This is a genomic window from Pseudomonas sp. HB05 (assembly GCF_016756915.1).
GTDB lineage: Bacteria > Pseudomonadota > Gammaproteobacteria > Pseudomonadales > Pseudomonadaceae > Aquipseudomonas > Aquipseudomonas alvandae.
The window spans coordinates 21,811-47,532 of sequence record NZ_JAESPG010000026.1; the positions used below are offsets into that span (position 1 = coordinate 21,811).

The 25,722-nt window shown below is 63.3% G+C and carries 22 protein-coding genes; 12 read left to right on the top strand and 10 right to left on the bottom strand.

What is annotated here, in order from left to right; translation table 11 throughout:
• Positions 1 to 12: 12 nt before the first annotated feature.
• Positions 13 to 426 (bottom strand): CBS domain-containing protein, encoded by a 414-nt coding sequence (locus JMN22_RS20885; RefSeq protein WP_198796410.1) that lies wholly within the window; start codon positions 424 to 426, stop codon positions 13 to 15.
• 559 nt (positions 427 to 985) lie between these two features.
• On the opposite strand from JMN22_RS20885, the gene nirB reads away from it, so the two are divergent.
• The 3 genes from nirB to JMN22_RS20900 all read left to right on the top strand — a co-directional run bounded on the left by nirB (position 986) and on the right by JMN22_RS20900 (position 4,517).
• Positions 986 to 3,547 (top strand): nitrite reductase large subunit NirB, encoded by a 2,562-nt coding sequence (gene nirB, locus JMN22_RS20890; protein WP_198796411.1) that lies wholly within the window; start codon positions 986 to 988, stop codon positions 3,545 to 3,547.
• Complete coding sequence (nirD, locus tag JMN22_RS20895; protein ID WP_030140672.1) at positions 3,547 to 3,918, top strand: nitrite reductase small subunit NirD; 372 nt, start codon at positions 3,547 to 3,549, stop codon at positions 3,916 to 3,918. The genes nirB and nirD overlap by 1 nt, the downstream gene beginning before the upstream one ends.
• 158 nt (positions 3,919 to 4,076) lie before the next feature.
• Positions 4,077 to 4,517 carry a CBS domain-containing protein gene (locus tag JMN22_RS20900; RefSeq protein WP_198796412.1) on the top strand — a complete coding sequence of 147 codons (441 nt, stop codon included), beginning with the start codon at positions 4,077 to 4,079 and terminating at the stop codon, positions 4,515 to 4,517.
• A gap of 167 nt (positions 4,518 to 4,684) precedes the next feature.
• Here JMN22_RS20900 and JMN22_RS20905 read toward each other — a convergent pair whose 3' ends face one another.
• Together JMN22_RS20905 and JMN22_RS20910 are read right to left on the bottom strand one after the other, a co-directional pair.
• A complete protein-coding gene (locus JMN22_RS20905) occupies positions 4,685 to 5,722 on the bottom strand; it encodes an AraC family transcriptional regulator (protein ID WP_198796413.1) in 1,038 nt (345 codons plus the stop codon).
• Between the two features lie 9 nt (positions 5,723 to 5,731).
• Complete coding sequence (locus JMN22_RS20910) at positions 5,732 to 6,646, bottom strand: GGDEF domain-containing protein (RefSeq protein ID WP_030140675.1); 915 nt, start codon at positions 6,644 to 6,646, stop codon at positions 5,732 to 5,734.
• A gap of 444 nt (positions 6,647 to 7,090) precedes the next feature.
• Between JMN22_RS20910 and JMN22_RS20915 the strand changes: the two genes are divergently transcribed.
• From JMN22_RS20915 to JMN22_RS20935, 5 genes are all read left to right on the top strand, one after another.
• Positions 7,091 to 9,613: a TonB-dependent receptor gene (locus tag JMN22_RS20915; protein ID WP_198796414.1), complete on the top strand. Its 2,523-nt coding sequence runs from the start codon at positions 7,091 to 7,093 to the stop codon at positions 9,611 to 9,613.
• A gap of 47 nt (positions 9,614 to 9,660) precedes the next feature.
• Complete coding sequence (locus JMN22_RS20920; RefSeq protein WP_033864534.1) at positions 9,661 to 11,589, top strand: phytase; 1,929 nt, start codon at positions 9,661 to 9,663, stop codon at positions 11,587 to 11,589.
• Positions 11,590 to 11,653: 64 nt separating this feature from the next.
• Positions 11,654 to 12,361: a protein TolQ gene (gene tolQ, locus JMN22_RS20925; protein WP_030140678.1), complete on the top strand. Its 708-nt coding sequence runs from the start codon at positions 11,654 to 11,656 to the stop codon at positions 12,359 to 12,361.
• A gap of 13 nt (positions 12,362 to 12,374) precedes the next feature.
• Positions 12,375 to 12,821: a protein TolR gene (gene tolR, locus JMN22_RS20930; RefSeq protein WP_030140679.1), complete on the top strand. Its 447-nt coding sequence runs from the start codon at positions 12,375 to 12,377 to the stop codon at positions 12,819 to 12,821.
• On the top strand, positions 12,818 to 13,642 hold the full coding sequence (locus JMN22_RS20935) for an energy transducer TonB (protein WP_198796415.1): 825 nt from the start codon (positions 12,818 to 12,820) through the stop codon (positions 13,640 to 13,642). Before tolR ends, JMN22_RS20935 begins: the two co-directional genes overlap by 4 nt.
• Here the strand turns inward: JMN22_RS20935 and JMN22_RS20940 are convergent.
• Genes JMN22_RS20940 through JMN22_RS20955 form a run of 4 tightly spaced genes read right to left on the bottom strand, consistent with a single transcriptional unit; the run spans position 13,635 to position 18,266 of the window.
• The gene (locus JMN22_RS20940; protein WP_030140681.1) at positions 13,635 to 14,111 is read right to left on the bottom strand and encodes a response regulator; all 477 of its coding nucleotides are present in this window, start codon (positions 14,109 to 14,111) and stop codon (positions 13,635 to 13,637) included. The two genes, JMN22_RS20935 and JMN22_RS20940, sit on opposite strands and share 8 nt — an antisense overlap.
• Positions 14,108 to 16,420: an ATP-binding protein gene (locus JMN22_RS20945; protein WP_030140682.1), complete on the bottom strand. Its 2,313-nt coding sequence runs from the start codon at positions 16,418 to 16,420 to the stop codon at positions 14,108 to 14,110. The genes JMN22_RS20940 and JMN22_RS20945 overlap by 4 nt, the downstream gene beginning before the upstream one ends.
• Entirely contained in the window at positions 16,417 to 17,085 is a 669-nt protein-coding gene (locus tag JMN22_RS20950) for a response regulator (protein WP_198796416.1), read from the bottom strand. The genes JMN22_RS20945 and JMN22_RS20950 overlap by 4 nt, the downstream gene beginning before the upstream one ends.
• Complete coding sequence (locus JMN22_RS20955) at positions 17,082 to 18,266, bottom strand: sensor histidine kinase (RefSeq protein ID WP_198796417.1); 1,185 nt, start codon at positions 18,264 to 18,266, stop codon at positions 17,082 to 17,084. The genes JMN22_RS20950 and JMN22_RS20955 overlap by 4 nt, the downstream gene beginning before the upstream one ends.
• Before the next feature lie 172 nt (positions 18,267 to 18,438).
• On the opposite strand from JMN22_RS20955, the gene JMN22_RS20960 reads away from it, so the two are divergent.
• The 4 genes from JMN22_RS20960 (at position 18,439) to JMN22_RS20975 (ending at position 23,048) form a co-directional block, all read left to right on the top strand.
• Positions 18,439 to 18,960: an SgcJ/EcaC family oxidoreductase gene (locus JMN22_RS20960; protein WP_030140685.1), complete on the top strand. Its 522-nt coding sequence runs from the start codon at positions 18,439 to 18,441 to the stop codon at positions 18,958 to 18,960.
• A gap of 127 nt (positions 18,961 to 19,087) precedes the next feature.
• On the top strand, positions 19,088 to 19,597 hold the full coding sequence (locus JMN22_RS20965; protein ID WP_030140686.1) for a sigma-70 family RNA polymerase sigma factor: 510 nt from the start codon (positions 19,088 to 19,090) through the stop codon (positions 19,595 to 19,597).
• Positions 19,594 to 20,541 (top strand): FecR domain-containing protein, encoded by a 948-nt coding sequence (locus tag JMN22_RS20970; protein ID WP_198796418.1) that lies wholly within the window; start codon positions 19,594 to 19,596, stop codon positions 20,539 to 20,541. The genes JMN22_RS20965 and JMN22_RS20970 overlap by 4 nt, the downstream gene beginning before the upstream one ends.
• Positions 20,542 to 20,609: 68 nt before the next feature.
• Positions 20,610 to 23,048, top strand: a complete 2,439-nt coding sequence (locus JMN22_RS20975; protein ID WP_198796419.1) for a TonB-dependent receptor — start codon at positions 20,610 to 20,612, stop codon at positions 23,046 to 23,048.
• Between the two features lie 187 nt (positions 23,049 to 23,235).
• On the opposite strand, the gene JMN22_RS20980 is transcribed toward JMN22_RS20975, so the two are convergent.
• The 3 genes from JMN22_RS20980 to JMN22_RS20990 form a co-directional block, all read right to left on the bottom strand.
• On the bottom strand, positions 23,236 to 23,610 hold the full coding sequence (locus JMN22_RS20980) for a response regulator transcription factor (protein WP_198796420.1): 375 nt from the start codon (positions 23,608 to 23,610) through the stop codon (positions 23,236 to 23,238).
• Positions 23,611 to 23,710: 100 nt separating this feature from the next.
• Entirely contained in the window at positions 23,711 to 24,361 is a 651-nt protein-coding gene (locus tag JMN22_RS20985; protein WP_198796421.1) for a response regulator transcription factor, read from the bottom strand.
• Positions 24,362 to 24,380: 19 nt separating this feature from the next.
• Positions 24,381 to 25,535, bottom strand: a complete 1,155-nt coding sequence (locus JMN22_RS20990; protein ID WP_030140691.1) for a sensor histidine kinase — start codon at positions 25,533 to 25,535, stop codon at positions 24,381 to 24,383.
• Positions 25,536 to 25,722 lie beyond the last annotated feature (187 nt).

Sequence of the window (25,722 nt, forward strand, 5' to 3'; positions counted from 1 at the left end):
TCCTTCGAAGGGTTAGTGGGGTTGCGCGACGCCGCGCAGCAGGTTGGCGCTGACTTTATCGGCGTTGCAACTGGCGACGTTGGCCAGCGAGACCATGCCCACCAGGCGCTTGTCACGGTTCACCACCGGCAGGCGGCGTTTTTCGATCTGGGCCATGTTCTTGGCGACGTGATCGATCTCTTCGTCATCGAAGCAATAGCGCACCTCATCGCTCATGATCCGGCTGACCGGGGTGTCCATGTTCATGCCTTCGGCCATGGCTCGAACCACCAGGTCGCGGTCGGTCACCATCCCGGCCATGCGGTCGTCCTGGTTGATTACCAGCGCGCCGATATCGGCCTGGCGCATGATCTGCGCGACTTCGCGCAGTGGGGTATCAGGCGAGATCGTGCGGACTTCCCGACTCATGATTTCATTGATTTTCATCGTTGAATCTCCTTCGTTTCGGGGTGGACAACAAGCCACTGCCAGGCGTCGCGAGTTGCTTGTGCGGCGACCGGACGGGCTCCTCACTTATTGTGAAAATCGGGGTTGGCGATGGTTCAGGATTTTTGCCGGCGGGTTTGAAGGGGTGCACTTTTATGAAGCCGCAGGTGGGTTGCCGCACCATCGCAAGGCAGAGGGTGGTGCTAGTGAAACGGTAGCTGGCGCCGGTCAGCTTGAGGTGACAGGGCGGGCCTCTTCGCGGGCAAGCCCGCTCCCACAGGGGATTGTGGGATGCCCATGAGGTTGTCGCGGCAGGTCAAGCAAGGTTTGGCACGCTCGCTGCAAGACGTTGTCCAGGCCCACCGTGAACACAATCGAGTGGGCAGCCCCGTCGGTCAACGAAGATCGAGTGCCAGCAGGCCGGGGGATAACGGTAGATCAGGGCGCAGTCGCCGGATCGATACCGCACAGAACAGGCAAAGACGCCTGGAACCGCAAGGTTTCAGGCGTCTTTTTTTTGCTTTCAAAAAACCGTGATGGGCTTTTGTCGGGTGCTTTTATGAATTCCAACGTTGCTTCCCTGAACAAGCTGCAAACGCTGATCGTGATCGGCAATGGCATGGTCGGCCACCACTGCGTCGAGCAACTGATCGAGCGCGGTGCCCTCAACCATTACCGCGTGCATGTCTTCAGCGAAGAGCCGATGCGTGCCTACGACCGCGTGCACCTGTCCGAGTATTTTTCCGGCCGGGACGCCGAATCGCTGGCCTTGGGCGAAGCCTCGTTGTACCAGACCCCCGGCGTCACGCTGCACCTGGGCGTGCCGGTACTGGAAATCGACCGTCAGGCGCACGAAGTGGTCACCGCCGGGGAACGCATCCGCTACGACAAGCTGGTGCTCGCCACCGGTTCTTATCCGTTCGTGCCGCCGATCCAAGGCGCTGAAGGTGATTCGTGCCTGGTCTACCGCACCCTCGAAGACCTCGATGCCATTCGTGCCGCCGCGAGCAATGCCCGTCGTGGCGTGGTGGTCGGTGGCGGCCTGCTGGGCCTGGAGGCGGCCAACGCCTTGAAAACCCTTGGCCTGGAAGCCCACGTCGTCGAATTCGCCCCACGGCTGATGCCGGTGCAACTGGACGAGCAGGGCGGGCTGGCCCTCAAGGCGCGCATCGAGAAACTCGGCGTCGGCGTGCATTTGTCCAAGGGCACCCAATCCATCAGCACGGGTGAGCAATACCGCTATCGGATGAACTTCGGCAGCGACGATTTCCTCGAAACCGACCTGATCGTGTTTTCCGCCGGTATCCGCGCCCAGGACGCCCTGGCCCGCCAATGCGAGCTGCAAATCGGCCCGCGCGGTGGCGTGGTGATCGACGATCATTGCCAGAGCAGCGACCCGGACATCTACGCCATCGGTGAATGCGCGGCGTGGAATGGCAGCATCTTCGGGCTGGTCGCGCCGGGCTACCAGATGGCCCGCAACGTCGCCGCGCGCCTTTGTGGCGAAGCCGGCGAGGCCTTCACCGGCGCGGACATGTCCACCAAGCTCAAGCTGCTGGGCGTCGATGTCGGCTCCATCGGCGACGCGCACGGCCATACGCCGGGTTCGCGCAGCTTCCAGTTCATCGACGGAACCAGCGCCAGCTACCGGCGCCTGGTGGTCGATGCTGACGGCAAGCGCGTGATTGGCGCCGTACTGGTCGGCGACAACAGCTACTACGACACGCTCTTGCAGTACATGCAGAACGGCATCGCCTTGCCCAAGGATGCCGCCAGCCTGATCCTGCCGTCCTCCGAAGGCGCCCCGACACTCGGCCCGGCGGCGTTGCCTGAAGCCGCGACCATCTGCTCGTGCCACAACGTCACCAAGGGCTCGATCTGCTCGGCCATCGACGGCGGCTGCACCGATCTCGGCCAGCTCAAGTGCGACACCAAGGCCGGCACCGGCTGCGGCGGTTGTGCGGCCCTCGTCAAGCAAGTCTTTGAGCACGAACTGATCGCCCGTGGCGTCAGCGTCGATAAGAGCCTGTGTGAACATTTCGCCTACACCCGCCAGGAGCTGTATGCGCTGGTGCGAGTGGAAGGGATCATCAGTTTCGAAGAGCTGTTGGCCAAACACGGTCGCGGCCACACCGGTTGCGACCTGTGCAAGCCGGCGGTGGGTTCGATCCTGGCGTCGTGCTGGAACCAGCCGATCATGGATCCGCACCTGGTGCCATTGCAGGACACCAACGACACCTTCATGGCGAACATGCAGAAGAACGGTACCTACTCGGTGGTACCACGCATTGCCGGTGGGGAAATCACCGCTGACAAACTGATCGCCATCGGCGTCGTCGCGAAGAAATACGACCTCTACACCAAGATCACCGGCGGCCAGCGCATCGACTTGTTCGGCGCGCAGTTGCACCAGTTGCCGGACATCTGGGCCGAACTGATCGAAGCCGGCTTCGAAACCGGCCACGCCTACGGCAAGTCGACGCGCACGGTGAAGTCCTGCGTGGGCAGCACCTGGTGCCGCTACGGCGTGCAGGATAGCGTGCAAATGGCCCTGACCATCGAGGACCGCTACAAAGGCCTGCGCTCGCCGCACAAGCTCAAGTTCGCCGTGTCCGGTTGCACCCGTGAATGCGCCGAAGCCCAGAGCAAGGACGTCGGCGTGATTGCCACCGAAAAGGGTTGGAACCTCTACGTCGCCGGCAACGGCGGCATGCGTCCGCGCCACGCCGAGCTGTTCGCCACCGACCTGGACGACGCGACGCTGATCCGCTACATCGACCGCTTCCTGATGTTCTACATCCGCACCGCCGACAAGCTGCAACGCACCTCGGTCTGGCGTGAAAGCCTGGAAGGTGGCCTGGACTACCTCAAGGACGTGATCATCCACGACAGCCTGGGCCTGGGTGCCGAGCTCGAAGCGCAGATGCAGCTGGTGGTCGACCGCTACGAATGCGAGTGGGCCAACGCCTTGAAGGACCCGGAAAAACTCAAGCGCTTCCGGACCTTCGTCAACGACAAGCGCGGCGATCCGGACGTTCATTTCGTCCGCGAGCGCGGCCAGCGCCGGCCGGTGCATGCCGGCGAACTTCACCTGATTCCCGTCACCGAGGAGGTGCTCTGATGAGCCAGTCAAACGTCGTTCGTATCGCTCAAGAACCCCAGCAATGGCGCGCCCTGTGCAGCCGCGAGGACCTGGTACCGAACTCCGGCGTGGTCGCCTGGCATGACGGCAACCAAGTGGCGCTGCTGTACCTGCCGGAACATGCGGACAAGCCGTTGTACGCCGTCGACAACCGCGACCCGAAGTCCGGCGCCAACGTCATCGGTCGTGGATTGCTGGGCAACATCAAGGGCGAACTGGTGATTGCCTCGCCGATGTACAAACAGCATTTCCGCCTGGAAGACGGCCATTGCCTGGAATACCCCGAGCAGCGCCTGCGGGTGTGGCCGGTGCGGCTCAACGGTGATGTGGTGGAGATTGGCGAAGACTGATTGGCTTACCCATTTGTGGCGAGGGGATTTATCCCCGCTGGGCTGCGCAGCGGCCCCAAATTCTTACGGTCGCTACGCAACCGAGCAGGGATCAATCCCCTCGCCATAGGAATGGTTTCGCTTGAATTATTGTTTTATTCGCAACCTGGGGATTAACAATGAAAACCGCCGCCCAACTGGTAAGACTCAAGAGCGTGCAGAACCAGCAGGTCCACAGCATCGCGCCGGACCGGACCGTGCTCGAAGCGTTGCAGATCATGGCCGAGAAAAACGTCGGCGCATTGCCGGTCATCGAAGGCGGGCAAGTGGTGGGGGTATTCAGCGAGCGGGATTACGCGCGCAAGATGGTGCTCAAGGGCCGCTCATCCGTGGGCACTACGGTGCGCACCATCATGAGCACACCGGTGATCACCGCCGACAGTCAGCAGAGCATCGACCGCTGCATGGCAGTCATGACCGACAGCCACTTGCGACACCTGCCGGTGCTGGATAACGGCGAGTTGATCGGACTGCTGTCCATTGGCGATCTGGTGAAGGAATCACTCGTCGAGCAAGCGGACCTGATCCGGCAGTTGGAGCATTACATTCGCGGGCATTGAGTCTGCATAGGCTCCAACAGTGCTCTTGTGGCGAGGGAGCTTGCTCCCGCTCGGCTGCGTAGCGGCCGCAGGATCTCGGGCTTGCTGCACCCGAGGTGTCGGACCGGTCCAGCGGGAGCAAGCTTCCTCGCCACAGACACCCATCGCCCCCAGAGGGTCGCCTGCTCCTATCCCAGCGCCAGCAACTGCCGGATCAACTTCGGCGTGCTGCCGGTCCAGCGCTTGAACGAGCGGCGGAAATTCGCCGTGTCGTTGAAGCTCAGGTACTGCGCCACTTCCTCGTTGCTGAACCCCTTGACCTGATACAGGTACAGCGCCACGTGCGTGTGCACCCGATCCACCTGTTGCTGGAACCCGGTGTGGTGCTTGTGCAACTTGCGCTTGAGCGTCGCCGGGCTCATGGCGAAGGCCTGTGCGGTCTGTTCCAGGCTTGGCGTTTGCTGTACGTGGGCATGCAGATAGTCGTAGAGGCAGTCGAGGAAGCTCGACGCGAAACCCAATTGGTCGACCTGCTCCCGGGCTTCGATCCGCGCGACTTGGCCTGCGGTCGCCGAGGTGTTGGGCCAGGGTTGGGCCAGGCAATGACGGGGCAGGCGCATCATATCCAGCGGTCGATTGAACTGGCTGTTCTCGCCCAGGTGCACCCAATATTGTTCGACGTAACGCGGTTCGTCGTGGCGAAAATTGCATTGCCAGGGCAGGCGTTCACCGCTGAGCCAGGCACTCATCGCGACCATCGACGTCATGCTGGCTTCAAGCACGAAGCGCCACTGCTCATCGGCGCCGCAGCTGTCCAGCCAGTGGATGTAAGCGTACTGCTCGTCCAGCAACAAACGAGGTGCGGCCAACGGGCTGAGCAGCAGTTGATAGTCGAGCAGTGTGTCCAGCGCCTGATGCAGATTCTGGGCGTGACGCAGGGCATGGCTGGCCGGTCCGTAGTGGCCGGGCAAGAGTCGCTGGCCGAACAGGAAGCTGCTGTCGTTGGCATCCAGCAGCCGTCGGCTGTTATCGATCAGGCCGAGAAACTGTTGCGGGCTGATGCGGCTTCGGCCTGCGAGGATATCGTCGTGGAACAGGCCGGTGCCGCGCAGCAGGCGATGACTGTCGATGTCCCGCGACAGCGCCAGGTCGATCAGCGCCGCCGGTTGATAGTGCCCCGCAATGAAGCGGCTGTCGGATTCGTACCAATGGGTCTTGAGTGTCATCAGCCAGCCTCAGGCGCTTTTCGCCAGCGTGTGCCGGGTTTGGGCCAGCGTCAGGTTCAGGCGTTTGAGCAAGGCTTCAGGGGATTCGTCGAACGCCATCACCACCGCCGTGCTGGCCGCCAGTTGCAAGCGTTCGCCGTGCTGCCGGGTCTTGTGGGCGAGGCTGCGAACCGCCTGTTCCAGCTCCTTGGCCTGGCGCAGGCCCTGACTTTCACCCGTGTCGGGCAGCAGCACGACGAAGCGGTCACCGGCTAGGCGGCATACCAGGTCCTGGCGCCGCAGGTTCATCACCAGCAGTTGGCTGACGGCTTGCAACACGGCGTCGCCTTCGCTGTGACCGAAACGCTGGTTGATCGCGGAGAAGTTGTCGAGGTCCAGGGCCAACAGCGACAGGGGCTGCTGCCGGCGCCGGCTGTCCTCCAGGCTGGCGGTCAGTTCATGCTTGAGAAAGTCCGCGCCGCCCAAAGGCGTGAGTTTGTCGAACAGACGGTGCTCGCGAAACAGCCGCTCGCGCTTCTCCATCTGCCCGTTGATCGCCAGTTGCTCGCGGTGCCAATGGTAAATGCCCAGCGTCAGCAGGATCATGCCCACCGGCATCGGTCCTGATTCGAGCCAATGGTCCCAGGTGATGGTGTCGGGCAGATGGATGAACTCGTCGAGGCTGTCGATCCACCAGGAAAAGAAAATGCAGCCCAGGCCCAGGACCAGGTAGTTGGTCACCCGCCCGGCGGGGCGGCTTTTCAGGACCAGGCCCAGCCACACCAGCGCCAGCAGCGCCGAGCCACCCTCGCCGAGAATGTCCAGCCAGATCCATTGCTCCACGGGTTTGATCGAACCGTTGGCCAGATGCAGGATCAGCCCGAGGTTCGCCGCCAGCAGTAGCAGGGCGAGTTTGAGGCGATGCGGGCGTAGCGTGGAAAACATGGGCTGGAATCCTTTGCCAGAAGCGGAATGCGGCCCAGCACAGCAGATGAATGTGACAGGGCGGTGACGGTGGGTGATGGGGTGGGGGAGGTCGAATCAGCTCATCGGTTATTCGGATTTTTTGCGGCAACACCGCCCCGTGGCGAGGGAGCTTGCTCCCGCTCGACTGCGCAGCAGGCGCAGATGGTCTGCCAGGACCGTGGTGCTTGGTTTTGGGGGCGCTGCGCACCCCAGCGGGAGCAAGCTCCCTCGCCACGGAGTTTCCGAGCGCGGTTCCAGTAGGTCATTTCAGCTCATTCAGGCTCGCCAGCCCCCCTAAATAAGCTGATTGCAGCCCCTCCAGCCAAGCCCTGTCACAGAACCGTCATTCCCCACCCCTAGCGTGCCCTCCCAGTTGCCGGGCCGTTGCCTGGCGGATATTCGGATTCCTGGGGGAGGACCACCATGCAGCACCGCACCAGCACCGCCGGGCTCGTCGGTTTTACGTTTACCGCCTTGGCCATGGCCGTGGCCAGCGAGCGATTGAGCGCTGCCGAGCCATCGGCCACCGAGCACGTCGAGGTGGTCGGCCAGGCCGCCAGTATCGACCAGGCCCTCAAGGAGCAACGCAGCGCCGACAGCATCAAGAGCGTGGTGCACGCCGACGGCGTGGCGCAGTTGCCGGATGAGAACGTCGCCGAAGCGGTGCAGCGCCTGCCGGGCATCAGCGTCGAGCGCGACCAGGGCGAAGGTCGCTTCGTCAGCGTGCGGGGGCTGGGGCCGGACCTCAACAGCGTGACCATCAATGGCACGCTGGTGCCGGCCCCGGAGAGCGAGCGTCGCGCGGTCGCCCTCGACGTGCTGCCCTCGGAGCTGGTGCAGTCGCTGTCGGTGATCAAGACCCTGACGCCGGACATGGACGCCAACTCACTGGGCGGTACGGTGGACGTCAAGAGCCTCTCGGCTTTCGATCATGAAGGCCTGTTCTACACCGGCAGCAGCGAAGCCAGTTATGACAAGAACACCGCCCAGACCAGCCCGAAATTCTCCGGCGCCATCAGCGATCGTTTCAGCCTGGGCGACGGCATCGACAACTTCGGCGTCGCTGCCGCGCTGAGCTGGCAGAAGCGTGACTTCGGTTCGGACAACGTCGAAACCGGCGGTGCCTGGGATTTCGAGCAAGGCTCACGGCTCGAAGAATTCGAGCAGCGCGACTACGACATCCGCCGCGAGCGCGCCGGCGGCGGGCTGAATTTCGACTACAAGCCTGACGATTTCAGCAGCTATTACCTGCGCACGCTGTACAGCCGCTACAAGGACACCGAAACCCGCAACGCCGCCAGCATTGCCTTCGACAACCCGCAGGCACCAGGCGAAATCGGGCCTGCCGAGGGCGAACGCAAGCTCAAGCAGCGTGAAGAGACCCAGGAAATCCAATCCTATGTCCTCGGCGGCGAGCGCCTGTTCGGTCTCTGGACCTTGAGTGGCCAGGCCGGCTACAGCGAGTCCAGCGAGGACAGCCCCGGCCATATTGCCGGCGCAACGTTCAAGGGCATCGATGGCTTTGACGGCGGTTTCTACGACAGCGACAAGCCGCGGCCGATCGTTGGCCCAGGCTTCTACGATCCCAACAACTTCAGCCTCGACAAGGTGGAGTGGGAGCAACAGAAAACCACCGACACCGAGAAGAACCTGCGCCTGGATCTGGCCCGCGATTACGACTTGAAAGGCTACGCCTCCCAGGTGAAGTTCGGCGGCAAGGTCAGCCGGCGCGACAAGGACAACGATCTCGACGCCTGGGTCTACGAGGATTTCGACAACCTGGGCTTCACCGACGAGCAACTCAATCTTGGCCAGTTCCAAAAGGGCACCGTGGACTACCGCCTCGGCCGGTTCGGTCCGGGTATCAGCGCCGACGCGATCAAGCAACTGCTGGGAGGCCTCGACCGCGATGCTTTCTTCGATGAGCAGGAGTCGCGGGTCAACGACTTCAAGATGAGCGAAGACATCAACGCCGCCTACCTGATGAACACCGTCGATGTCGACGATTGGCGCTTCATCGCCGGCATGCGCTACGAGGGCACCGAGTTCGAGGCCAAGGGCACAGGCGTCACCGACGGGGTCTTCACCGACACCGATACCCGCCGCCGATATCACCATTGGCTGCCGGGTCTGCACGCCCGTTATCAGCTGGACAAGAACACCCAGGTGCGCGCTGCCTGGACCAAGTCCGTGGTACGGCCAACCTTCGGCCAATTGGCGCCGGGCTTTGTCATCGACGATGACGAGGCCACCTTCGGCAACCCGGACCTCAAGCCGCTGGAATCGAGCAACCTGGACCTGGGCATCGAACACTTCATGGGCCGCGCCGGCACCGTCTCGGCGTTCGTGTTCTACAAGGACATCCAGAACTTCGTCTACAACACCGACCTGGCCGGCACTGGCGCCTGGACCGATTTCGCCGAAGCCCACAGTTTCGCCAACGGCGACAGCGCCAAGCTCTATGGCCTGGAACTGGCTTACTCGCAAAAATTCGATTGGCTGCCAGCGCCATGGAACGGCCTGCTGCTGGGCGGCAACGCGACGTTCAGTCGATCCGATGCGCAAATCGAAGGGTTCGACCAGGCCAGCGGCACCCAGCGCAAGCGCAGCATCGACCTGCCAAACCAGTCGGACACGGTCGGCAACCTGATGCTGGGTTGGGAAAACGACAAACTCAGCCTGCGCCTCTCTGCCAACTACAAATCGGCCTACCTGTATGAGCTGGCCTCCATCAGCGACCGCGACCATGACCTGTATGTCGATGCCCAGACCTTCGTCGATTTCAGTGCCCGCTATTCGCTGACCAAGAATCTTCAAGTCAGCCTGGAAGCCCAGAACCTCACTGACGAGCCGTATTTCGTCTACACCGGCCACCGTTCCTACAACGGCCAGTACGAGGAATACGGACCGACCTACAAGCTGGGGCTGACGTTTACCCATTTTTGAATAGACCCCCATCCGCTGTGGCGAGGGAGCCGTTCAAGTTTGGCTCCATGACAAGGATTTTTCCGTTGAATACAAAGCTGTCTTTACCCAAGCATTACCTGCTGGCGTTGATCGCCTGCCTGATGACCAGCCACGCACAGGCCGCTCCGAGCCTGAAGCTGCAACCCTGGGCCCAGGACCTGTCGGCGAACGCGGTGGCGTTCCTGCCTGGCGAGGCCGCCACCGGGCGGTTGTTGGCCGGACGCGATGGGTTGTTGCTGCTCGATGACCAAGGGCGTGAACTGAGCCGCTTCAACGGCGCGTTCGATAGCCTGGATACCCGCGCCCTTGGCGCAAACGTGCTGGTGACCAGCCTCGACAGCGACCGCCAGCAAGCGCTGCTGGTCAGCCTTGATCCGCAGAAGCGCCAGTGGGGCACACCGCTTTATCTGCCAGCGCGGGATTTTCCGGTGAACGGCCTGTGCCTGTACCGCGACGAGGCGAGCAATCTGTTCGTGTTCCTGGTGGGTGAAGAAGGCCGGGGCGAGCAGTGGCTGGTGGGCCATGGCGAGCAGCTCAGCGAGCCCGCGCAACGGGTGCGTGGCCTGCCGTTGCCGCCGGATGCCACGACGTGCCAGGTACAGGACGACGCCAACCAATTGTTCGTCAATGAAGAGCGGGTGGGATGGTGGGCTTATCCGGCGTCCTCCGAGGCCGAGTCCGTGCGGGCGCCCGTGGCGATGCGGGCACCGTTCGGTGATATCCGCCAAGTGGCCGGTGCCATGGCCGCGCTGCCCGGGGGCATGCTCGGGTTGGACCCGCAAGCGGCGCAACTGCACCTGTATCAACAGCAGGACCAAGCGTGGGTCGCCCAGGCCAGGGTGCCGCTAACGGGCCTGAAGGAGCCGGAAAGCCTCGCCGTGCGCCTGACGAAAACCGGCGCCCAACTGTTGCTGCGTGACGATGACAACGGTCGTCTCTACCAAGGTGAGATCAATTGGCTGCCCGCACCGGTGCCGTCGACGCCGAAATTGCCCAACGTGGCCGCCATCGCCCAGAGCGAGCCGGTCGCCCGCCAAGGTGATGCGGCGGATGACCCGGCGATCTGGGTCCACCCGACCACACCCGCCCTGAGTCGAGTGCTGGGCACCAACAAGAAGCAAGGTCTGCTGGCTTACGACCTGCAAGGCAAGTTGTTGCAAGAGCTGCCGGTGGGTCGCCTCAACAATGTCGATGTGCGCAGCGGCTTCAAGTTGGGCTCGCAGACTGTCGACCTGGCCGTCGCCAGCAACCGTGACCGCAACAGCCTGAGCCTGTTCAGCATCGATCGCGCCAGCGGTGAGTTGCGTGAAGCTGGCGAAGTCCCGACGCCGCTCAAGGAAATCTACGGGATCTGCCTGTTCCAGCCCGAAAGCGGCGAGCTGTATGCCTTCGCCAATGGCAAGGATGGGCAATACCTGCAATACCGCTTGCACGCTGCGGATGGCTCGATCAAGGGCGAGTTGGTGCGCCAGTTCAGCGTCGACAGCCAACCCGAAGGCTGCGTGGCCGACGACCTGCGCCAACGGTTGTTTCTCGGCGAGGAAGACGTCGGCGTCTGGACAATGGATGCCCGTGCCGACCAACCGGCAACCCTGGGCAGCGTGATCAAGGTCGGCGCGCAACTGCACGCTGACGTCGAAGGCATCGCCTTGTACCAAAGCGCCGGCCACGACTACCTGGTGATCTCCAGCCAGGGCAACGACAGCTACGTGGTGCTCGATGCCCAGCCGCCCTATGCCGTGCGTGGAACCTTCAGGGTCGGGTTGAACGCCGCGGCGCGAATCGACGGTGCTTCGGAAACCGACGGCCTGGAGGTGGTTTCGGCCAACCTCGGGGGGGCTTGGAGCCGAGGCCTGCTGGTGGTCCAGGACGGGCGCAAGCGCATGCCTGAGCAAGCCCAGAACTTCAAGTTCGTGCCTTGGGCCGACGTGGCGAAAGCGCTAGGCCTGCCTTGAGCGGCGCCGTCATCAACCGGTCACGAACATTTCATGCAATAGCAGCCCGATAGGAGTTCAACCCATGCAAGCCACACTGGAACACATGACGATCTGGGGCTTGATCAGCGACGCGAGCCTGCTGGTCAAGGCGGTCATGCTCACACTGTTATTGGCTTCGTTGCTGAGCTGGTACCTGATCATCCAGCGCAGCAGCGTGCTGCAGCGCAGCGAGCGCCAATTCAACGGTTTCCTCCAGCGCTTTCGCAGCAGTGCCGATCTGCTGCCGCTGTACCGCGAAACGGCCCAGGCCCGAGCGGAGGACGGCGGCGTGTTGCCGGTTTTCCACGCTGGTTACCAAGCGTTCACCCAGTTGAGCCTGCCTTCGGGCAGCCCTGCCGTGGTGCTCGAAGGCGTCGAACGCTCGCTGCACGTGGCGATCAGCGAACAGGAGATCCAGCTGGAAAAGGGCCTGCAGTTTCTCGCCACCGTCGGCTCGGTCAGCCCTTACATCGGCCTGTTCGGTACCGTCTGGGGAATCATGAATGCCTTCCTGGGATTGTCCCAGGTGCAACAGGCCAGCCTTTCCACCGTGGCGCCGGGCATCGCCGAAGCCTTGATCGCCACGGCCATCGGCCTGTTTGCCGCGATTCCGGCGGTGGTTGCGTATAACCGACTGGCTGCGCGCGGGCAGACGCTGCTGACCCGTTATTACGCCTTCGGCAACGAATTGCAGGCGCGCTTGCACCATAAGTTGCACGGCGCCTCGGTAAACCTGGCGACGGCCGCGTGAAGGGAGAGGGCAGATGTTAGTCAAGCCGCAACGCAAGCACGGGCCCAAGGCCGAAATGAATGTGGTGCCTTACATCGATGTCATGCTGGTGTTGCTGGTGATCTTCATGGTCACCGCGCCGATGCTGACCCAAGGTGTGAAGATCGAGCTGCCCAAGGTTGCCAGCGAAGCCTTGGCCAACGACAGCCGCCAGCGGATCCTGACGTTGTCGGTGAAAGCCGAGGGCGGTTACTACTGGAACCTCGGCGGTGAGCTGGACACCCACCAGCAGACCGACAGCGCGGTGGACCTGGAGCAACTGCGCATGAAGGTGGCGCAGGTCGTCGCCGAGCACAGCGATACCCAGGTCTATATCCGGGCCGATGGCCACGCCGATTATGCCCGGGTCGTCGCCGCCATGGCAGCCCTGCAGCAAGGCGGGGTAAGCAACCTGGGACTGGTGACCGAGGCTGAACGATGACGGCGATGATCATGCACGGTTCGTCCACGGGTTGGCCCGCGCTGGAGCGTGACGGTTTTTGGAGAAACGGCTTGGCGGCAGGCGGTGCCGTGGCGTTGCACGCCGCCGTTGTCGTCATGCTGGCGGCGGGTTGGACAGTGGAGAAACCGCTAGTGGAGGCGCCTCGGGTGTTGCGTACGCAACTGGTTATCCTGCCACCGGCGCCGATTCCCGAGGCGCCCGCGCCCGTGGCAGTTGCCGCGCCGCCATCAATCGAAGCGCCTGCGCCACCGGTCGAAGCGCCACGTCCCAAGCCGGTCGAGACAACGCCTGATCCGCAGCTCCAGGCAAAGAAGCTGGAGCAGGCAGCTGTAGCTCGCAAGCGGGTCGAGGAACGCAAGCGCGAGCAACAGGCCGATGAGCAACGGCAGCGCCAGGAAAGCGAACGTCGTCGGCACGAAGCCGAGCAGCAGACTGCCCGGCAACAGGCTGTCGAGCAACAACGCCAGGCCCAACAGGCCGAAGCGCTCGCCCAGCAACGTCGTGCCGAACAGGCGCGCCTGGCCGCCGACAGCCGCAGCTATCTGCCCCTGAGCAAAGAGGCCCCGGACTATCCGCAACGGGCACTGGACAAAGGGTTGGAAGGTGATTGCACCGTGGAATACAGCGTGACGCCGGAAGGGAAGATCGAAAACCCGAGGGTGCTCGATGGCTGTCACCCATTGTTCATCCGACCGTCCCTGGCGGCCGCCCAGACATTCCGCTACCAGCCGCGGATCGTTGATGGCAGGGCGGTCCCGGTGCCGGCGGTCAGGAATACGTTTCACTACCGAATCAAATAGTCTGGTGGGCCTCGGTGGTGGGCCGGTGCTGACGCAGCAATTCGATTTGTTGGGCGGGGACCAAGGTGCGCAACGATTTATAAAGCGCCCGGGTTTCCAGCAGGTTCCACACGCGCAGCATGGTTTCCAGCGCATCGAGGGGTTTGCTGATGAAGTCCCGCGCGCCCAGCGCCAACGCGCGCAAGCGAGTGTCGCGGGTGGCGTCGGCGGTCAGTACCAGGATCGGCAAGTAGTCATTGGCCGGGATCCGCCGGTTGAGTTGCTCCAGCACGGCGAAGCCGTCGAATGCGGGCATATGCAAGTCGAGGATAACCAGGTCCGGCTCGAAACTGTTGAACAGGTCGAGGGTGCGCAACGGCTCGGTGCTGCTCAGCACATTGTGCAGCCCCTCACGGGCCAGCAACTGCTCCATCAGGTCCAGGTTGGGGCGCTGATCGTCAATGATCAGGATGCGCAAATCGCGATTCATGCGGACTCCGGTAGATAGCGTTCGAGATGGCCGAGGAAGGCCTGGATATGAATGGGTTTGGTCAGGATCGCCGTCGCCCCCGCATCGTGCAAGGCGCGGTGGGTCAGGTCGCTGGCGTCGGCGGTGATCATCAGCACCGGCGTCGACGCGGTGGTCGAGGATTGGCGCAGGCGGCGCAGGACTTCCAGGCCATCCAGGTCAGGCAATGTCACGTCCAGCAAGATCAACTGCGGCGTGTGCTGGCGAGCCAGGTCGAGGCCCATCTGGCCTTGCATGCTCGACAACAACTGGATCCCCGGACGGCGCTGCATCAAGGTTTCGATCAGGGCCAGGCTCGACAGGTTGTCTTCGATGCACAACACCTTGCCATCGAATTCGGTGCACGGTCGCGCCACTTCCAGCGCAACCATGGGTGGCAGTTGAGAGCCGGACACATGGGCGCAGGGCAGTTGCAAGGTGAAGCAGCAGCCTTGTCCCGGATCGCTGCGCACTTGCAGGCTGCCTTGCATCATCTCCAGCAGGCTCTTGCTCAGGGAAAGGCCGAGGCCGGTGCCTTCGACCTGGGGATCGGCGCCGAGGCGTTCGAATGGCTTGAACAGCTGGTCCAACAGCTCGGGGGCGATGCCTTGCCCGGTGTCGCTGATGGCGATGCTGACCTGGGGGGCTTCGATGAGGACCTCGATGCGCACCTCGCCGCCCGGTTGGTTGTACTTGATGGCGTTGGACAATAAGTTCAGCAGCACTTGGACCAGGCGCTGGCGGTCGGCAAGCACGCCGCTGCCGTCGGGCAGCAAGGGGAGCTCGGCCAGGTGGATGCCGGCGTCGGCGGCCATTGGCGACACCAGGGTCAACGCCTCGTGCAGCACCGCCGGCAATCCGATCGGCTCGATGTTCAGCGGCAAGCGACCCGCTTCGATCCGGGCGATGTCGAGCACTTCGTTGATCAACGCCAGCAAATGCTGGCCGGCCCGCAGGATATGACTGACGTGGGGACGCTGGCCGGCAACGGAATCCATGTCCAGCAGTTGCGCGAAACCCAGGATGGAATTCAACGGCGTGCGCAGTTCATGGCTCATGCGCGACAGGAATTCACTCTTGGCGCGACTGGCGCTCTCGGCTTCTTCACGGGCCGTGCGCAGGGCGATCTCGGCGGCACGCCGGTCGGTAATGTCGCGGGTGATTTTCGAGAAGCCGCGCAGGGCGCCGGTGCTGTCGTATTGCGCGGTGATCACCACGCTGGCCCAGAAGCGACTGCCGTCCTTGCGGCATCGCCAGCCTTCTTCCATGTAATGGCCGTCGCGGGTGGCCTCGAGTAACGCCATGTCCGGGTGCGCCGGGCATTCTTCGGCCAGGTAGAACAGCGAGAAATGCCGGCCGAGCACTTCCTGCTCGGTATAGCCCTTGATCCGTTCGGCGCCGACATTCCACGTGATGACGTGGCCCTGGGCGTCCAGGGCGAAAATTCCATAGTCCTTCACACCGTCGATGATCAGCCGCAGGCGTTCTTCGTTATCGCGCAAGGCGCGCTCGCGCTCGGCGAGCAACTGCCCGGCCTCCACCAGGCGGGTGCCCAATTGGCCGATTTCATCCCGCTCCGGCGGCTGTGGCAACAGTGGTTGGCCGAGCGCCAGGCGTTGGGCGTTGCCTTGCACCTTCTGGACCCGGGCAACGATGCCCTTGGACAGGAACAGCACCGCGACGATGGCGCCAAACAGTCCGCACACCGCCGCCAGCAGGGTGGCGAACAACAGGCGCATGCGCGTGGCCGAGGCGGCGGCGCTGCGTTCGGCGAGCAGGGCGTCTTCGCGTATGCGCATGGCGCTGATCTGTTCGCGCAACACGTCGAGGACCTGTTTGTTTTCGATCAGGATCGCGGTGATGGTTGCGGTGTCATCACCCTTGCCCGTGCGCAGGGCAACCAGCCCCTTGAGTTTCTCGGCGATCAGCGGCGTGATGGTCTTGAGGTGCTCGCGCATCCTGGCGTCGCGGATATTGTGATCCAGGCGTTGCAGCGCGGCCTGGATCTTGGGCGTGGCCTGTTCATAGCCGGGCAGGAAATCTTCGCGGCGGGTCAGCAGATAGCCACGCACGCTGGCGGCCGCTTCGGCCAGCAAGGTGTGCACTGCCTGGATGTCGCCCTGTACCAGCAGCACCCGTCGTACATCTTCTTCGGCGCGGGCGGTCTGGCGCTCGGTGATGTAGATCAGCACCAGGGACAGCAGCAAGACCACCAGCGGCAGGGAGATCACCACCAAGGCCTTGCCGCGCAAGGGCAGGTTGGCCCAACGGCGGGCGGCGAGAAACCTCATGGCCATTGTCCGGAAGGCTGCGCGACCAGCCCCAGGGCGACACCGCGCACCGCGGCCTGGGTCCGGTCGGCGGCGCCAAGCTTGCCGATGACCCGCTCCACGTGGGCTTTCGCAGTGCCGGGGGCGATGCCGAGTTTTTCACCAATCTCACGGTTGCTGAACCCACTGGCGACCAGGCCGAGCACTTGTCGCTCCCGTGTCGTCAGGGCCTGGACCTGTGGCGCACCGCTGGCGCCACGCTCGGCCATGCGCCGCAAGAGGCGGGCGCTGACCGCGCTGTTCAGGGCCTCCTCGCCCTGGGCGACCCGTTTCAGCGCATCGAGCATCTCGGCACGGCTGGCATCCTTGAGCAAATAGCCGACGGCACCCGCTGCGATGGCGGCTTCGAGGTGGTCGGGGCTGTCGTCCATGGTGAAGACGATCACTTTGATCTGTGGCTGGCGTTGCTTGAGGATGCGCGCCGCACCGAGGCCGTTGAGCACCGGCATGCGGATATCGAGGATGGCGATGTCCGGTTGCAACCGCTCGCACAGGTCGAGTGCCTCCTGGCCGTCGCAGGCCTGGCCGACCACTTCGAACCCCTCGATGCCGGCCAGCATGGAAATGAAACCGGTGCGGGTGACTTCGTGATCATCGGCCAATAGCAGGCGCAGGGGACGGTTCATGAATGTGCTCCTTGGGTGGGCAGCGGCACGCTGGCCGACAAACGAGTGCCGCCATCGGGTTCGCTGCGACAGTCCAGATGGCCACCGAGCAGGCTGGCGCGTTCCTGCATCGCCGCCAGGCCCAGGTGGCTGGAGCCACGGCTTTCGATGGGCAGTTCGAGGGCAAAGCCACGGCCGTCGTCCTCGACCCGCAACGTGGCCCGCCTGTCATGCACCGCCAAGCCCAGGCATACCTGCCGGGCTCGGGCATGCTTGAGAATGTTGTTGATGCCTTCCTGGGCGATGCGGAACAGGGCGATCTCGATGTTTGCCGGCAGTCGCACGGCACTGTGCTCGGCCCAGTCCACCATCAGCCCGGCCTCGCGCAGGCGATCGGCTTCCTTGTCGATGGCGCTGTACAGGCCGAAATCGTCCAGCACATGGGGGCGAAGGCCGCCAATCAATTGCCGACTCTCGCCGACGCAGCGCTGGGCCAGGTCGAGGATGGCCTGGAGTTCGTTGTCCAGCGCCGACGGCATTGGCGGGCAGCGCCCGGCGAAGCCTTGCAGACGCTGGTGCAGCCCGGCGAGGTTCTGCGCCAGGCCGTCATGAAGGTCATACGCCACGCGCTTGCGTTCGTCTTCCTGGGCGCTGAACAGTCGATGGACCAGCTCGGACATCGTCCGCTCCCGGGCTTGCAGCGCCTGGAGCAGGCGGCTGTTCTCCAGGTGTGCCGCCAGCAGCGTCGCGAGCAATTGCAGGGATTCGATGTCTTCGTTGTCGGGGGCGCCCAAGGGCACGCTGTTGCCCAGCAGCAGGGCACCAAACACGATGCCGTCGGCCCCTCGCAACGGCACGCGCAAGACCTGCGCCAGGGCTTTGCCGGGGCAGTCCAACCATTGCGGTTCGGGCGCCGAGGGCTGCGCCAGGTTCGCGAGCAGGCCGAGCCCCTCGGCACTACCGTGGCTGGCAACGGTTTGCAGCGTGGATTCCGGCGTCCACTCCAGCAACAGGCCATGGTCCATGGCGACGAATGCGCACGCTCGCTGCACCGCCCGCTGGCGCATCTGCACCAATGGCAGGCGGGTCAACTCATGGCCGGTGCCCAACAACAGGCCCAGGCGTGCCGCGCGGCTTTGCGACTGGCGGTATTGGCTACGGATCGCCAGGGCACTGCCGGGGTCGTGGGGTGGGCTTTGCATGAGAAACTCCAGCATGGACGGGAAGTGGCCTGGTTCGGATGGCGTCATTAGACCTTGCGATCGGCACTCAGCCTATCTGCCGAATGGCATAGGCGATCAGCACCGGTTGGCCGATGGCGAGCGCCGGGTGAATCGGCAAAGTGGGGCCATTGAAACCCAAAGGACCACAACGATGAAAATGAAAACCTGTGCCATCGCCGCTTTTTTCCTGCTGGCCGCGCCATTTGTCCAGGCCGTGGAAACAGTGCCGTTCGTATACCGCACCGTCGCCGAGCAACCGCAGAAGCAAACCGACCGGGAGATTGCCGGGTTGTTCGACCGTTGGAACGCGGCACTGCAAACCGGCAGCGCCAGTGCCGTGACAGCGCTCTACGCGCCGGACGCGATATTGCAACCGACTGTGTCCAACAAGGTGCGCAGCACACCTGAGCAGATCCAGGATTACTTTGCGCACTTCCTGACCGGCAAGCCGGTGGGCGTGATCAATTACCGGGAAATCCGTCACCTTGGGCCGGACGCTGCGATGGACAGCGGAGTCTATACCTTCACCCTGACCCAGGCGGACGGTACCAAGCGCGAAGTCCAGGCGCGCTACACCTTCCTCTACGAGCGACTCGACGGGCAATGGAAGATCATCAACCATCACTCGTCGGCCATGCCTGAAGTGCCGAAGACACTCCACGCCAGCCATTGAGATCGGCGGCGCCCTGGTGATCCAGGGCGCCGGTTTCATACATTCCCGTATTAAAGCCTTGGAATAGCCCGCGGATATTAATTAGAATCAGTCTCATTCACGACATTCTAGTCCAGGGCTTCCTCACATGCTTGATGCAGCAAAGCCGGCGGAGCACGCCCTGCATGCGTTATACCGCGATCACGGCGGATGGCTCGAAGGTTGGCTGCGGCGTCGCATGGGAAACGCCTGGGATGCCGCCGACCTGCGCCAGGATACGTTCCTGCGTGTGTTGTCCAGTGCCCAGCCATTGGCCGACCTGCAAGAGCCGCGCGCGTACCTGCTGACGGTGGGGAAGCGGCTGTTGAGCAACTTCTATACCCGCCGCAACCTGGAACAAGCCTATCTCGACGCGTTGGCGAACCTGCCTGAAGCCTGTGCACCGTCGCCGGAACAACGTTGGCTGCTGCTCGAAACCCTGCACGCCCTGGATGAACTGCTCGACGGCCTGCCGCCGCTGGTGCGCAGGGCATTCCTGTGGAGCCAGCTCGAAGGGCTGGGCTACCGGGACATCGCCGAGCGCCTGCAGGTGTCCGAGCGCACCGTCAAGCGCTACATGGCCCAGGCTTATGAGCATTGCCTGCTGGTGGACCTTTGACTCGCCAGGCGCCGACGCCCGAGGCCCGCGAAGTGGCCCGTGCGGCAGCCCGGTGGCTGGCGATGATCGAATCCGGCGAGGAGGGCGTCGACCACGTCGCGCTGCAACGCTGGCGCGACAGCAACGCGGAGCACGAGGCCGCGTGGCAGAAAGCCCAGCAACTGCGCCAGCGATTCGCCGGGGTGCCGCCTTCGTTGGGCATGGCCACCCTTGATCGTCCGGCGCTGGCCCGCCGCGCCGTGCTCAAGCGCGCACTGGGCGTCGCCGCCCTGGTGCCAACGGCCTGGCTGTTGGGCCGCGAATTGCCACTGGACGTCTGGCGCGCCGACCTGCACACCGCCACCGGTGAGCAACGCCGTTGGACCTTGGCCGATGGCAGCAGCTTGCAGTTGAACACCGACAGCGCCGTGGACCTGGACCTCAAGGCCCGTCGCCTGGTGCTGGTGCGCGGAGAGATTTCCCTCAGGGTCAGCGGAACCACGCCTTTGGCGGTGCAAGGGCCGTACGGCGTCATCACGATCGATCGAAGCGAAGCGTGTATCCGCCTGGATGAGCGCAGCTGTCATGCCTCGGTGCTCAGCGGCTCGGTATTGCTACAACCGTTACGCGGCCCAGCGGTGACGCTGGAAGCGGGGCAGCAAATCGACCTGCAAGCCTCTGGCGCGGGGCCAGTCGACAGGTTCGACGTCGCACAGTTGGGTTGGCGTGAGGGTTTGCTCGTGGCGCAAGACCAGCCCCTTGGGGATTTCCTCCGTGAACTGGACCGTTATCGTCCGGGCGTGTTGCGCTGGGACGAAACCCTGGAATCGCTTCGTGTCACCGGCAGCTTCCGCCTGGACAACACCGATCGCATTCTCGCGTTGCTTTCGGCCAGCCTGCCCCTGGAGGTGCAGATGCGCACCCGCTACTGGGTCACCTTGATGCGGCGAAAAAACATCGCCTGAAGCCTGTCCCCTTTTTTTGTCTCGCTTGTCATTCCTGGCAACTGAACAGAAAACGAGAGCGTTCTCCCATGTCCGCAGTCACACCTTTGCACTTGCGCCCGGCCGTTGCTGGCTGGCGTCCGCTGTTGGGCCATCCCTTGTTGAAGCTGGGCTTGCTGCTGAGCCTGAGTACCAGTCCGTTATTCATCTCGCCCAGCCAGGCAGAAGAAAGCGCCCGGCGCAGCTATCAGGTGCCGGCCGGCAGCCTCGGTGCTGCTTTGACTCGTTTCGCCGGGTTGGCGGGGGTCAACCTGTCGGTGGATCCAGCCCTGGTCAGCGGTCGCGACAGCGCCGGGCTTGCTGGCGATTTTGCCGTGCAGGAGGGCTTTGCGCGGTTGCTGCAAGGTTCTGGCCTGCAATTGCAGGCCGTCGGGGAGCAGGCCTACATCCTGGTCCCGGCGCCCGAAGGCAGCAGCCTGCAACTGGCTCCTACCTCGATTCTCGGCACCAGCGGTTCGGCGAGCGACGAACCCTACGCCGGCGGTCAGGTCGCCCGTCGTGGTTCACAGGGGTTGCTCGGTTCGCGGGACTTCATGGAAACGCCGTTCAGCATGACCACCTACACCGGCGAGACGGTGAAGAACTTGCAGGCCCGGACCTTGGGCGACTTGGTCGCCAGCGACCCTTCGGTGCGCGCCACCAACCCGGCGGGTGGCCGCTATGAACAATTCACCATCCGTGGGTTGAGCCTGTTCAACAGCGACGTCGCCTACAACGGCCTCTACGGCATCTTGCCGACCTACACGATCGACATGGAAATGGCCGATCGCGTCGACATCCTCAAGGGGCCGACCCAGCTCATCAACGGAATCTCGCCGCGTGGCAGCGTCGGCGGTGGGATCAACGTGGTGCCCAAGCGCGCCACCGACCAGCCGATCACCTCTATCACGGGCAGCTACGCCTCCGACAGCCAACCCGGCGCTGCCGTGGACGTTGGTCGTCGTTTCGGCGAGGACAACCAGTTCGGTGTCCGTTTCAACGGGGTGAAACAGTCCGGCGATACCGACTGGGATCATCAAAGCGTCGATCGCGAGATGGCGGTGCTGGGCCTGGATTTCCGTGGTGAGCGCTTGCGCCTTTCGACCGACATCGGCCACACCGAACGTGATACCGATGCGCCCCAGGAGCGCGTCCAAGTGGCGGCCGCGGCGCCGATTCCTCACGCCAGCGACGTGCGTCGCAACTACGCCCAGCACTGGACCAAGGCGCGTACCGAAGACACCTTCGGCGCGGTGAATGCCGAGTTCGACGTCAACGATTCCGTCATGCTCTACGGCGGCGCGGGAGCCCGAAAAAGCAATCATGATTTCCTGCGGCACAACGTGTTGGTCAGCAACGCCGCTGGCGACTTCACCGTGTCGCCTCGCGACTTTACCCGCGATGAGAATGTCCGCACCGCCAACGCTGGCGTGCGCAACTGGTTCCACACCGGGCCGGTGAGCCATGAGCTCAACCTGGCCGCCAGCTATTTCTACATGGATTTCGAAAACGGCGGCGCCCGTTACGCCAATGGCCGAAGCAACCTGTACAACCCGGTGCAGACACCGACGCCAAACGTCCCCACACGTCCCGATCCGAAGGTCTATACCGAGAACCACTTCAGCGGCGTCGCGCTGTCCGACACTCTGGGTTTCTTCGATGACCGCCTGCTGCTGACCCTCGGCGCCCGCTGGCAGCGCGTGGAGGTGGACGACTGGTCCGATGGCATCAAAGGCCGCACGGCCTACGACGAAGAAAAAATCTCGCCATCGGGTGGGATCCTGTTCAAGGCGACCGACAGATTGTCCCTTTATGCCAATTACATGGAAGGCCTGAGCCAGGGCAAGATCGCGCCGACGTCAGCCGATAACCGTGACGAGATCTTCCCGCCGTTCATCAGCCGCCAGGTCGAACTCGGCGCCAAGTACGATGCCGGCGCGCTCGCCGTCACCGCCGCGGTGTTTCGCATCAAACAGCCGGCCTATGCCACGGACGCCACGACCAATGACTTCGGCCCGAACGGCAAGCGTGAGAACACCGGCGTGGAACTGAGCGTGTTCGGCGAACCGCTCAAAGGCGTGCGCCTGCTTGGCGGCGTGATGTATATCGACAGCGAACTGACCGACACCACCAACCCCGCCTTCGACGGCAACCGGGCGCCGGCGACGCCGGAGTACAACGTCAACCTCGGCGCGGAGTGGGATGTGCCGACGGTGCAGGGGTTGACCCTGACCAGCCGAGGGATCTATTCCAGTTCGCAGTACCTGGACCCATCCAATACCAAGGAGATCGATTCCTGGGAGCGTTTCGACGTTGGGGCGCGGTATGCCTTCAAGGTGGATGAGAAGAAGATCACCTTGCGGGCGAATATCGAGAACGTTGCGGACAAGCGATATTGGAGTTCGGCGGGGGCTTCGGATGACAGTGAACCGGGGCTGACCTTGGCGACGCCTCGGACTTATCTGGTTTCGGCTACCGTGGATTTTTAGTTGCACGCACTGGTCTCTTCGCGAGCAAGCCCGCTCCCACAAAGGGCTGTTGTGTACATCTCTGCTTTGGCTACAAAAAATCCAAATGTGGGAGCGAGCTTGCTCGCGATGGCGGTTTTACAGCCGATAGAGATGTTGGATGTGCCGGCCTCTTCGCGAGCAAGCTCGCTCCCACAAAGGCAGGTCCTCACGCCAACCCTTGCATCACCGATTCAATACAAGCCATCAACTCCCCACAATCGAACGGCTTCGGAAACACCGCCACCGGACCGCAGGAACCCGGCCTGGCCAGCGGCGGCACAGCGGGCAAGCCCGTGATGAAGATAAGCGGAATCTCGATGCCGCGGGCACAGAGTTCATCGCACAGTTGGATTCCGGTCATCCCCGGCATTTGAATGTCCGACAGCAAGCACGCCGTATTTTCAAATCCAGCCGAAGACAAGAAATCCACGGCGCTGGGGTAAGTCTTGACGTGATAACCGTGGGAGCGCAGCAAACCATCCAATGCAACTCGAACCGATTCATCGTCATCGATAACTGAAACAATTGCGGTGTCGGACATTTCGAAACCTGGCAGTAATGTCAGGTGGCCATGAAGGCGACCTAGTCACTGCACGATACGCTGTCCAAAAGCCGCGGCTAGTATACGTGGGTATGAACGTTCAACGGTCGCCGACAGGTTCCAGGGCCTGGGCCATGCGCACCAGGTCGGCAAATGAACGCGCGCCCATTTTGCGCATGGCCTGGCCACGGTGGATCTTGACGGTGATCTCGCTCAAGCCGATCTGCCCGGCGATCTGCTTGTTCATCAGCCCCGACGCGGCCAGTTGCATCACCTGGCGTTCCCGGACGGTGAGGGTGGCGTGGCGTTCATGGAGCGCTTGCTGGTTGCGCTCGGTTTCCCGGCGCAGCCGGTCACGCTGGTGGGCGAGGGACACCGCATCGATCAGGTCCTGTTCGCGAAACGGCTTGGTCAGGAAATCCACCGCGCCGGCCTTCATCGCCCGTACCGTCATGGCGATGTCGCCATAGCCGGTCATGAATACGATCGGCAAATGAATGTCGGCGCTCGCCAACTGTTGCTGGAAATCCAGCCCGCTGGTGCCGCGCAGGCGCACGTCGAGCAACAGGCAACTGGGCGTGTCGAGACGCGGATGGCCCATGAACTCCGCCACCGAGTCGAACAGCTCGACACGCAGGCCAATGGAACGCAGCAGGCTGCGAAGGGCGTCGCGCAGCGAGGCATCGTCATCGACCACGTAGACGATGGGGTCCTGCGCGGGGGCAGGGTGAGTGGCGTGGCTTGGGTTCATGGGCGGCTTCCGTGACAAGTCAGGCGTTGGAAATCAATGGCAGCGAAAACCTGAAGGAAGTGCCTCGGCCTGCCTCGCTGGTGGCCCAGATCCTGCCGTCATGGAAGTCGATGATGGAGCGGCAGATGGACAGGCCGATGCCCAAGCCGTTTGCCTTGGTGGTGAAAAAGGGATTGAACAATGACGGCAGCGCCTCGGCGGGAATGCCGATGCCTTGGTCCGCCACCTCCAGCAGCACCTCTTGGCCCTGGGTCCAGGTGCGCACAAAAAGGATCCGCTCCCGCACCTGGACCGTCTCCATGGCGTGGCACGCATTGCTGATCAGGTTGATGATCACCTGCTGCAACTGCACCCGGTCGACGCTGACCTGGCTGGGCGTCGTCGCGAGTTCCAGCTTCACGCTGACTTTGTGCTGGGCCAGCTGGTGGCGCACCAGGTCCAGCGATTCCCTGACGATCGGCTCCAGGCACTCGGGCCGGCGCAGAGGGTCGCATTTGCGGGCCATCGCCCGGGTACGATTGATGACCTCGCTGGCACGGCGGGCGTTGGCGACGATCCGGTCCAGCGAGTCGAGGGCTTCCTTGAGGTCGGGAACCGGGCGTTCCAGCCAGCGGCGACAGGCCTCGCCGCTGCTGGTGATGGCCGTCAGCGGCTGGTTCACTTCATGGGCGATGGAGGCGGCCATTTCGCCCAAGGAGGTCAATCGGGTGGCGTGGGCCAGTTGGGCCTGGGCCTCGATCAGGTACGCCTGGTGATGCCGCAGGCTGTCCGAGGCCTGCTTGCTGCGCAGTGCCAGGAACGCGATGGCCGACAGGGCCGTCAGGCAGCGAAAGAAACCCGTGGTTGAGTCCCAGCGGTGATAGCCGCCGTTGTACAGGAACATCGCCGTCAGCAGGAACATGCACATCAGGGCTACAGTGATCACCAGGTTGATGGAAAAAAGATTCGCCGCCATCAGCAGCAAGGTGATGTAGAGCAGCGTCGGCGCCAGGTCGGAATGGGTTTCGGAGTTGATGATGACAATCCCACAGGCCACCACCAAGCCGACTGCCCAGCCCAGGGCATTGACCAGCGGGTGGGTGCTGATGCCCCTCGAGGGCGTCGACGCCTTCGGACAAGGGTTGTGCCGCAGGCTTTGGTAGACGTTCTTGAACATCATGGCGGGTGTGGGCACGCTGCAGGCCTTTTTTTGGCTGATCCAACCCCCGGCGACGGAGGAAACAGGGCATCGGTCCTGATCTTAAAAGTTGCCCTCGGCCTGGGGTAGGACATAAAACCCTGAAATCCTGCCAACCCTGGCAGTCATCCCCACATACCCAGGTATCGATGACTCGACCCAAAGCGTGGGTGGGGCGTCCTCC

Excerpts from the sequence above, each read along its gene's own strand:
- JMN22_RS20985 (WP_198796421.1), bottom strand. The coding sequence starts at position 24,361 with ATGAACCCAAGCCACGCCACTCACCCTGCCCCCGCGCAGGACCCCATC.
- nirB (WP_198796411.1), top strand. The coding sequence starts at position 986 with ATGAATTCCAACGTTGCTTCCCTGAACAAGCTGCAAACGCTGATCGTG.
- JMN22_RS20965 (WP_030140686.1), top strand. The coding sequence starts at position 19,088 with ATGCTTGATGCAGCAAAGCCGGCGGAGCACGCCCTGCATGCGTTATAC.
- JMN22_RS20945 (WP_030140682.1), bottom strand. The coding sequence starts at position 16,420 with ATGAGGTTTCTCGCCGCCCGCCGTTGGGCCAACCTGCCCTTGCGCGGC.
- JMN22_RS20920 (WP_033864534.1), top strand. The coding sequence starts at position 9,661 with ATGACAAGGATTTTTCCGTTGAATACAAAGCTGTCTTTACCCAAGCAT.
- JMN22_RS20885 (WP_198796410.1), bottom strand. The coding sequence starts at position 426 with ATGAAAATCAATGAAATCATGAGTCGGGAAGTCCGCACGATCTCGCCT.
- JMN22_RS20910 (WP_030140675.1), bottom strand. The coding sequence starts at position 6,646 with ATGTTTTCCACGCTACGCCCGCATCGCCTCAAACTCGCCCTGCTACTG.
- JMN22_RS20940 (WP_030140681.1), bottom strand. The coding sequence starts at position 14,111 with ATGAATCGCGATTTGCGCATCCTGATCATTGACGATCAGCGCCCCAAC.
- JMN22_RS20955 (WP_198796417.1), bottom strand. The coding sequence starts at position 18,266 with ATGCAAAGCCCACCCCACGACCCCGGCAGTGCCCTGGCGATCCGTAGC.
- JMN22_RS20950 (WP_198796416.1), bottom strand. The coding sequence starts at position 17,085 with ATGAACCGTCCCCTGCGCCTGCTATTGGCCGATGATCACGAAGTCACC.
- tolQ (WP_030140678.1), top strand. The coding sequence starts at position 11,654 with ATGCAAGCCACACTGGAACACATGACGATCTGGGGCTTGATCAGCGAC.
- JMN22_RS20915 (WP_198796414.1), top strand. The coding sequence starts at position 7,091 with ATGCAGCACCGCACCAGCACCGCCGGGCTCGTCGGTTTTACGTTTACC.
- nirD (WP_030140672.1), top strand. The coding sequence starts at position 3,547 with ATGAGCCAGTCAAACGTCGTTCGTATCGCTCAAGAACCCCAGCAATGG.
- JMN22_RS20935 (WP_198796415.1), top strand. The coding sequence starts at position 12,818 with ATGACGGCGATGATCATGCACGGTTCGTCCACGGGTTGGCCCGCGCTG.
- JMN22_RS20905 (WP_198796413.1), bottom strand. The coding sequence starts at position 5,722 with ATGACACTCAAGACCCATTGGTACGAATCCGACAGCCGCTTCATTGCG.
- JMN22_RS20960 (WP_030140685.1), top strand. The coding sequence starts at position 18,439 with ATGAAAATGAAAACCTGTGCCATCGCCGCTTTTTTCCTGCTGGCCGCG.
- JMN22_RS20980 (WP_198796420.1), bottom strand. The coding sequence starts at position 23,610 with ATGTCCGACACCGCAATTGTTTCAGTTATCGATGACGATGAATCGGTT.
- JMN22_RS20900 (WP_198796412.1), top strand. The coding sequence starts at position 4,077 with ATGAAAACCGCCGCCCAACTGGTAAGACTCAAGAGCGTGCAGAACCAG.
- JMN22_RS20975 (WP_198796419.1), top strand. The coding sequence starts at position 20,610 with ATGTCCGCAGTCACACCTTTGCACTTGCGCCCGGCCGTTGCTGGCTGG.
- tolR (WP_030140679.1), top strand. The coding sequence starts at position 12,375 with ATGTTAGTCAAGCCGCAACGCAAGCACGGGCCCAAGGCCGAAATGAAT.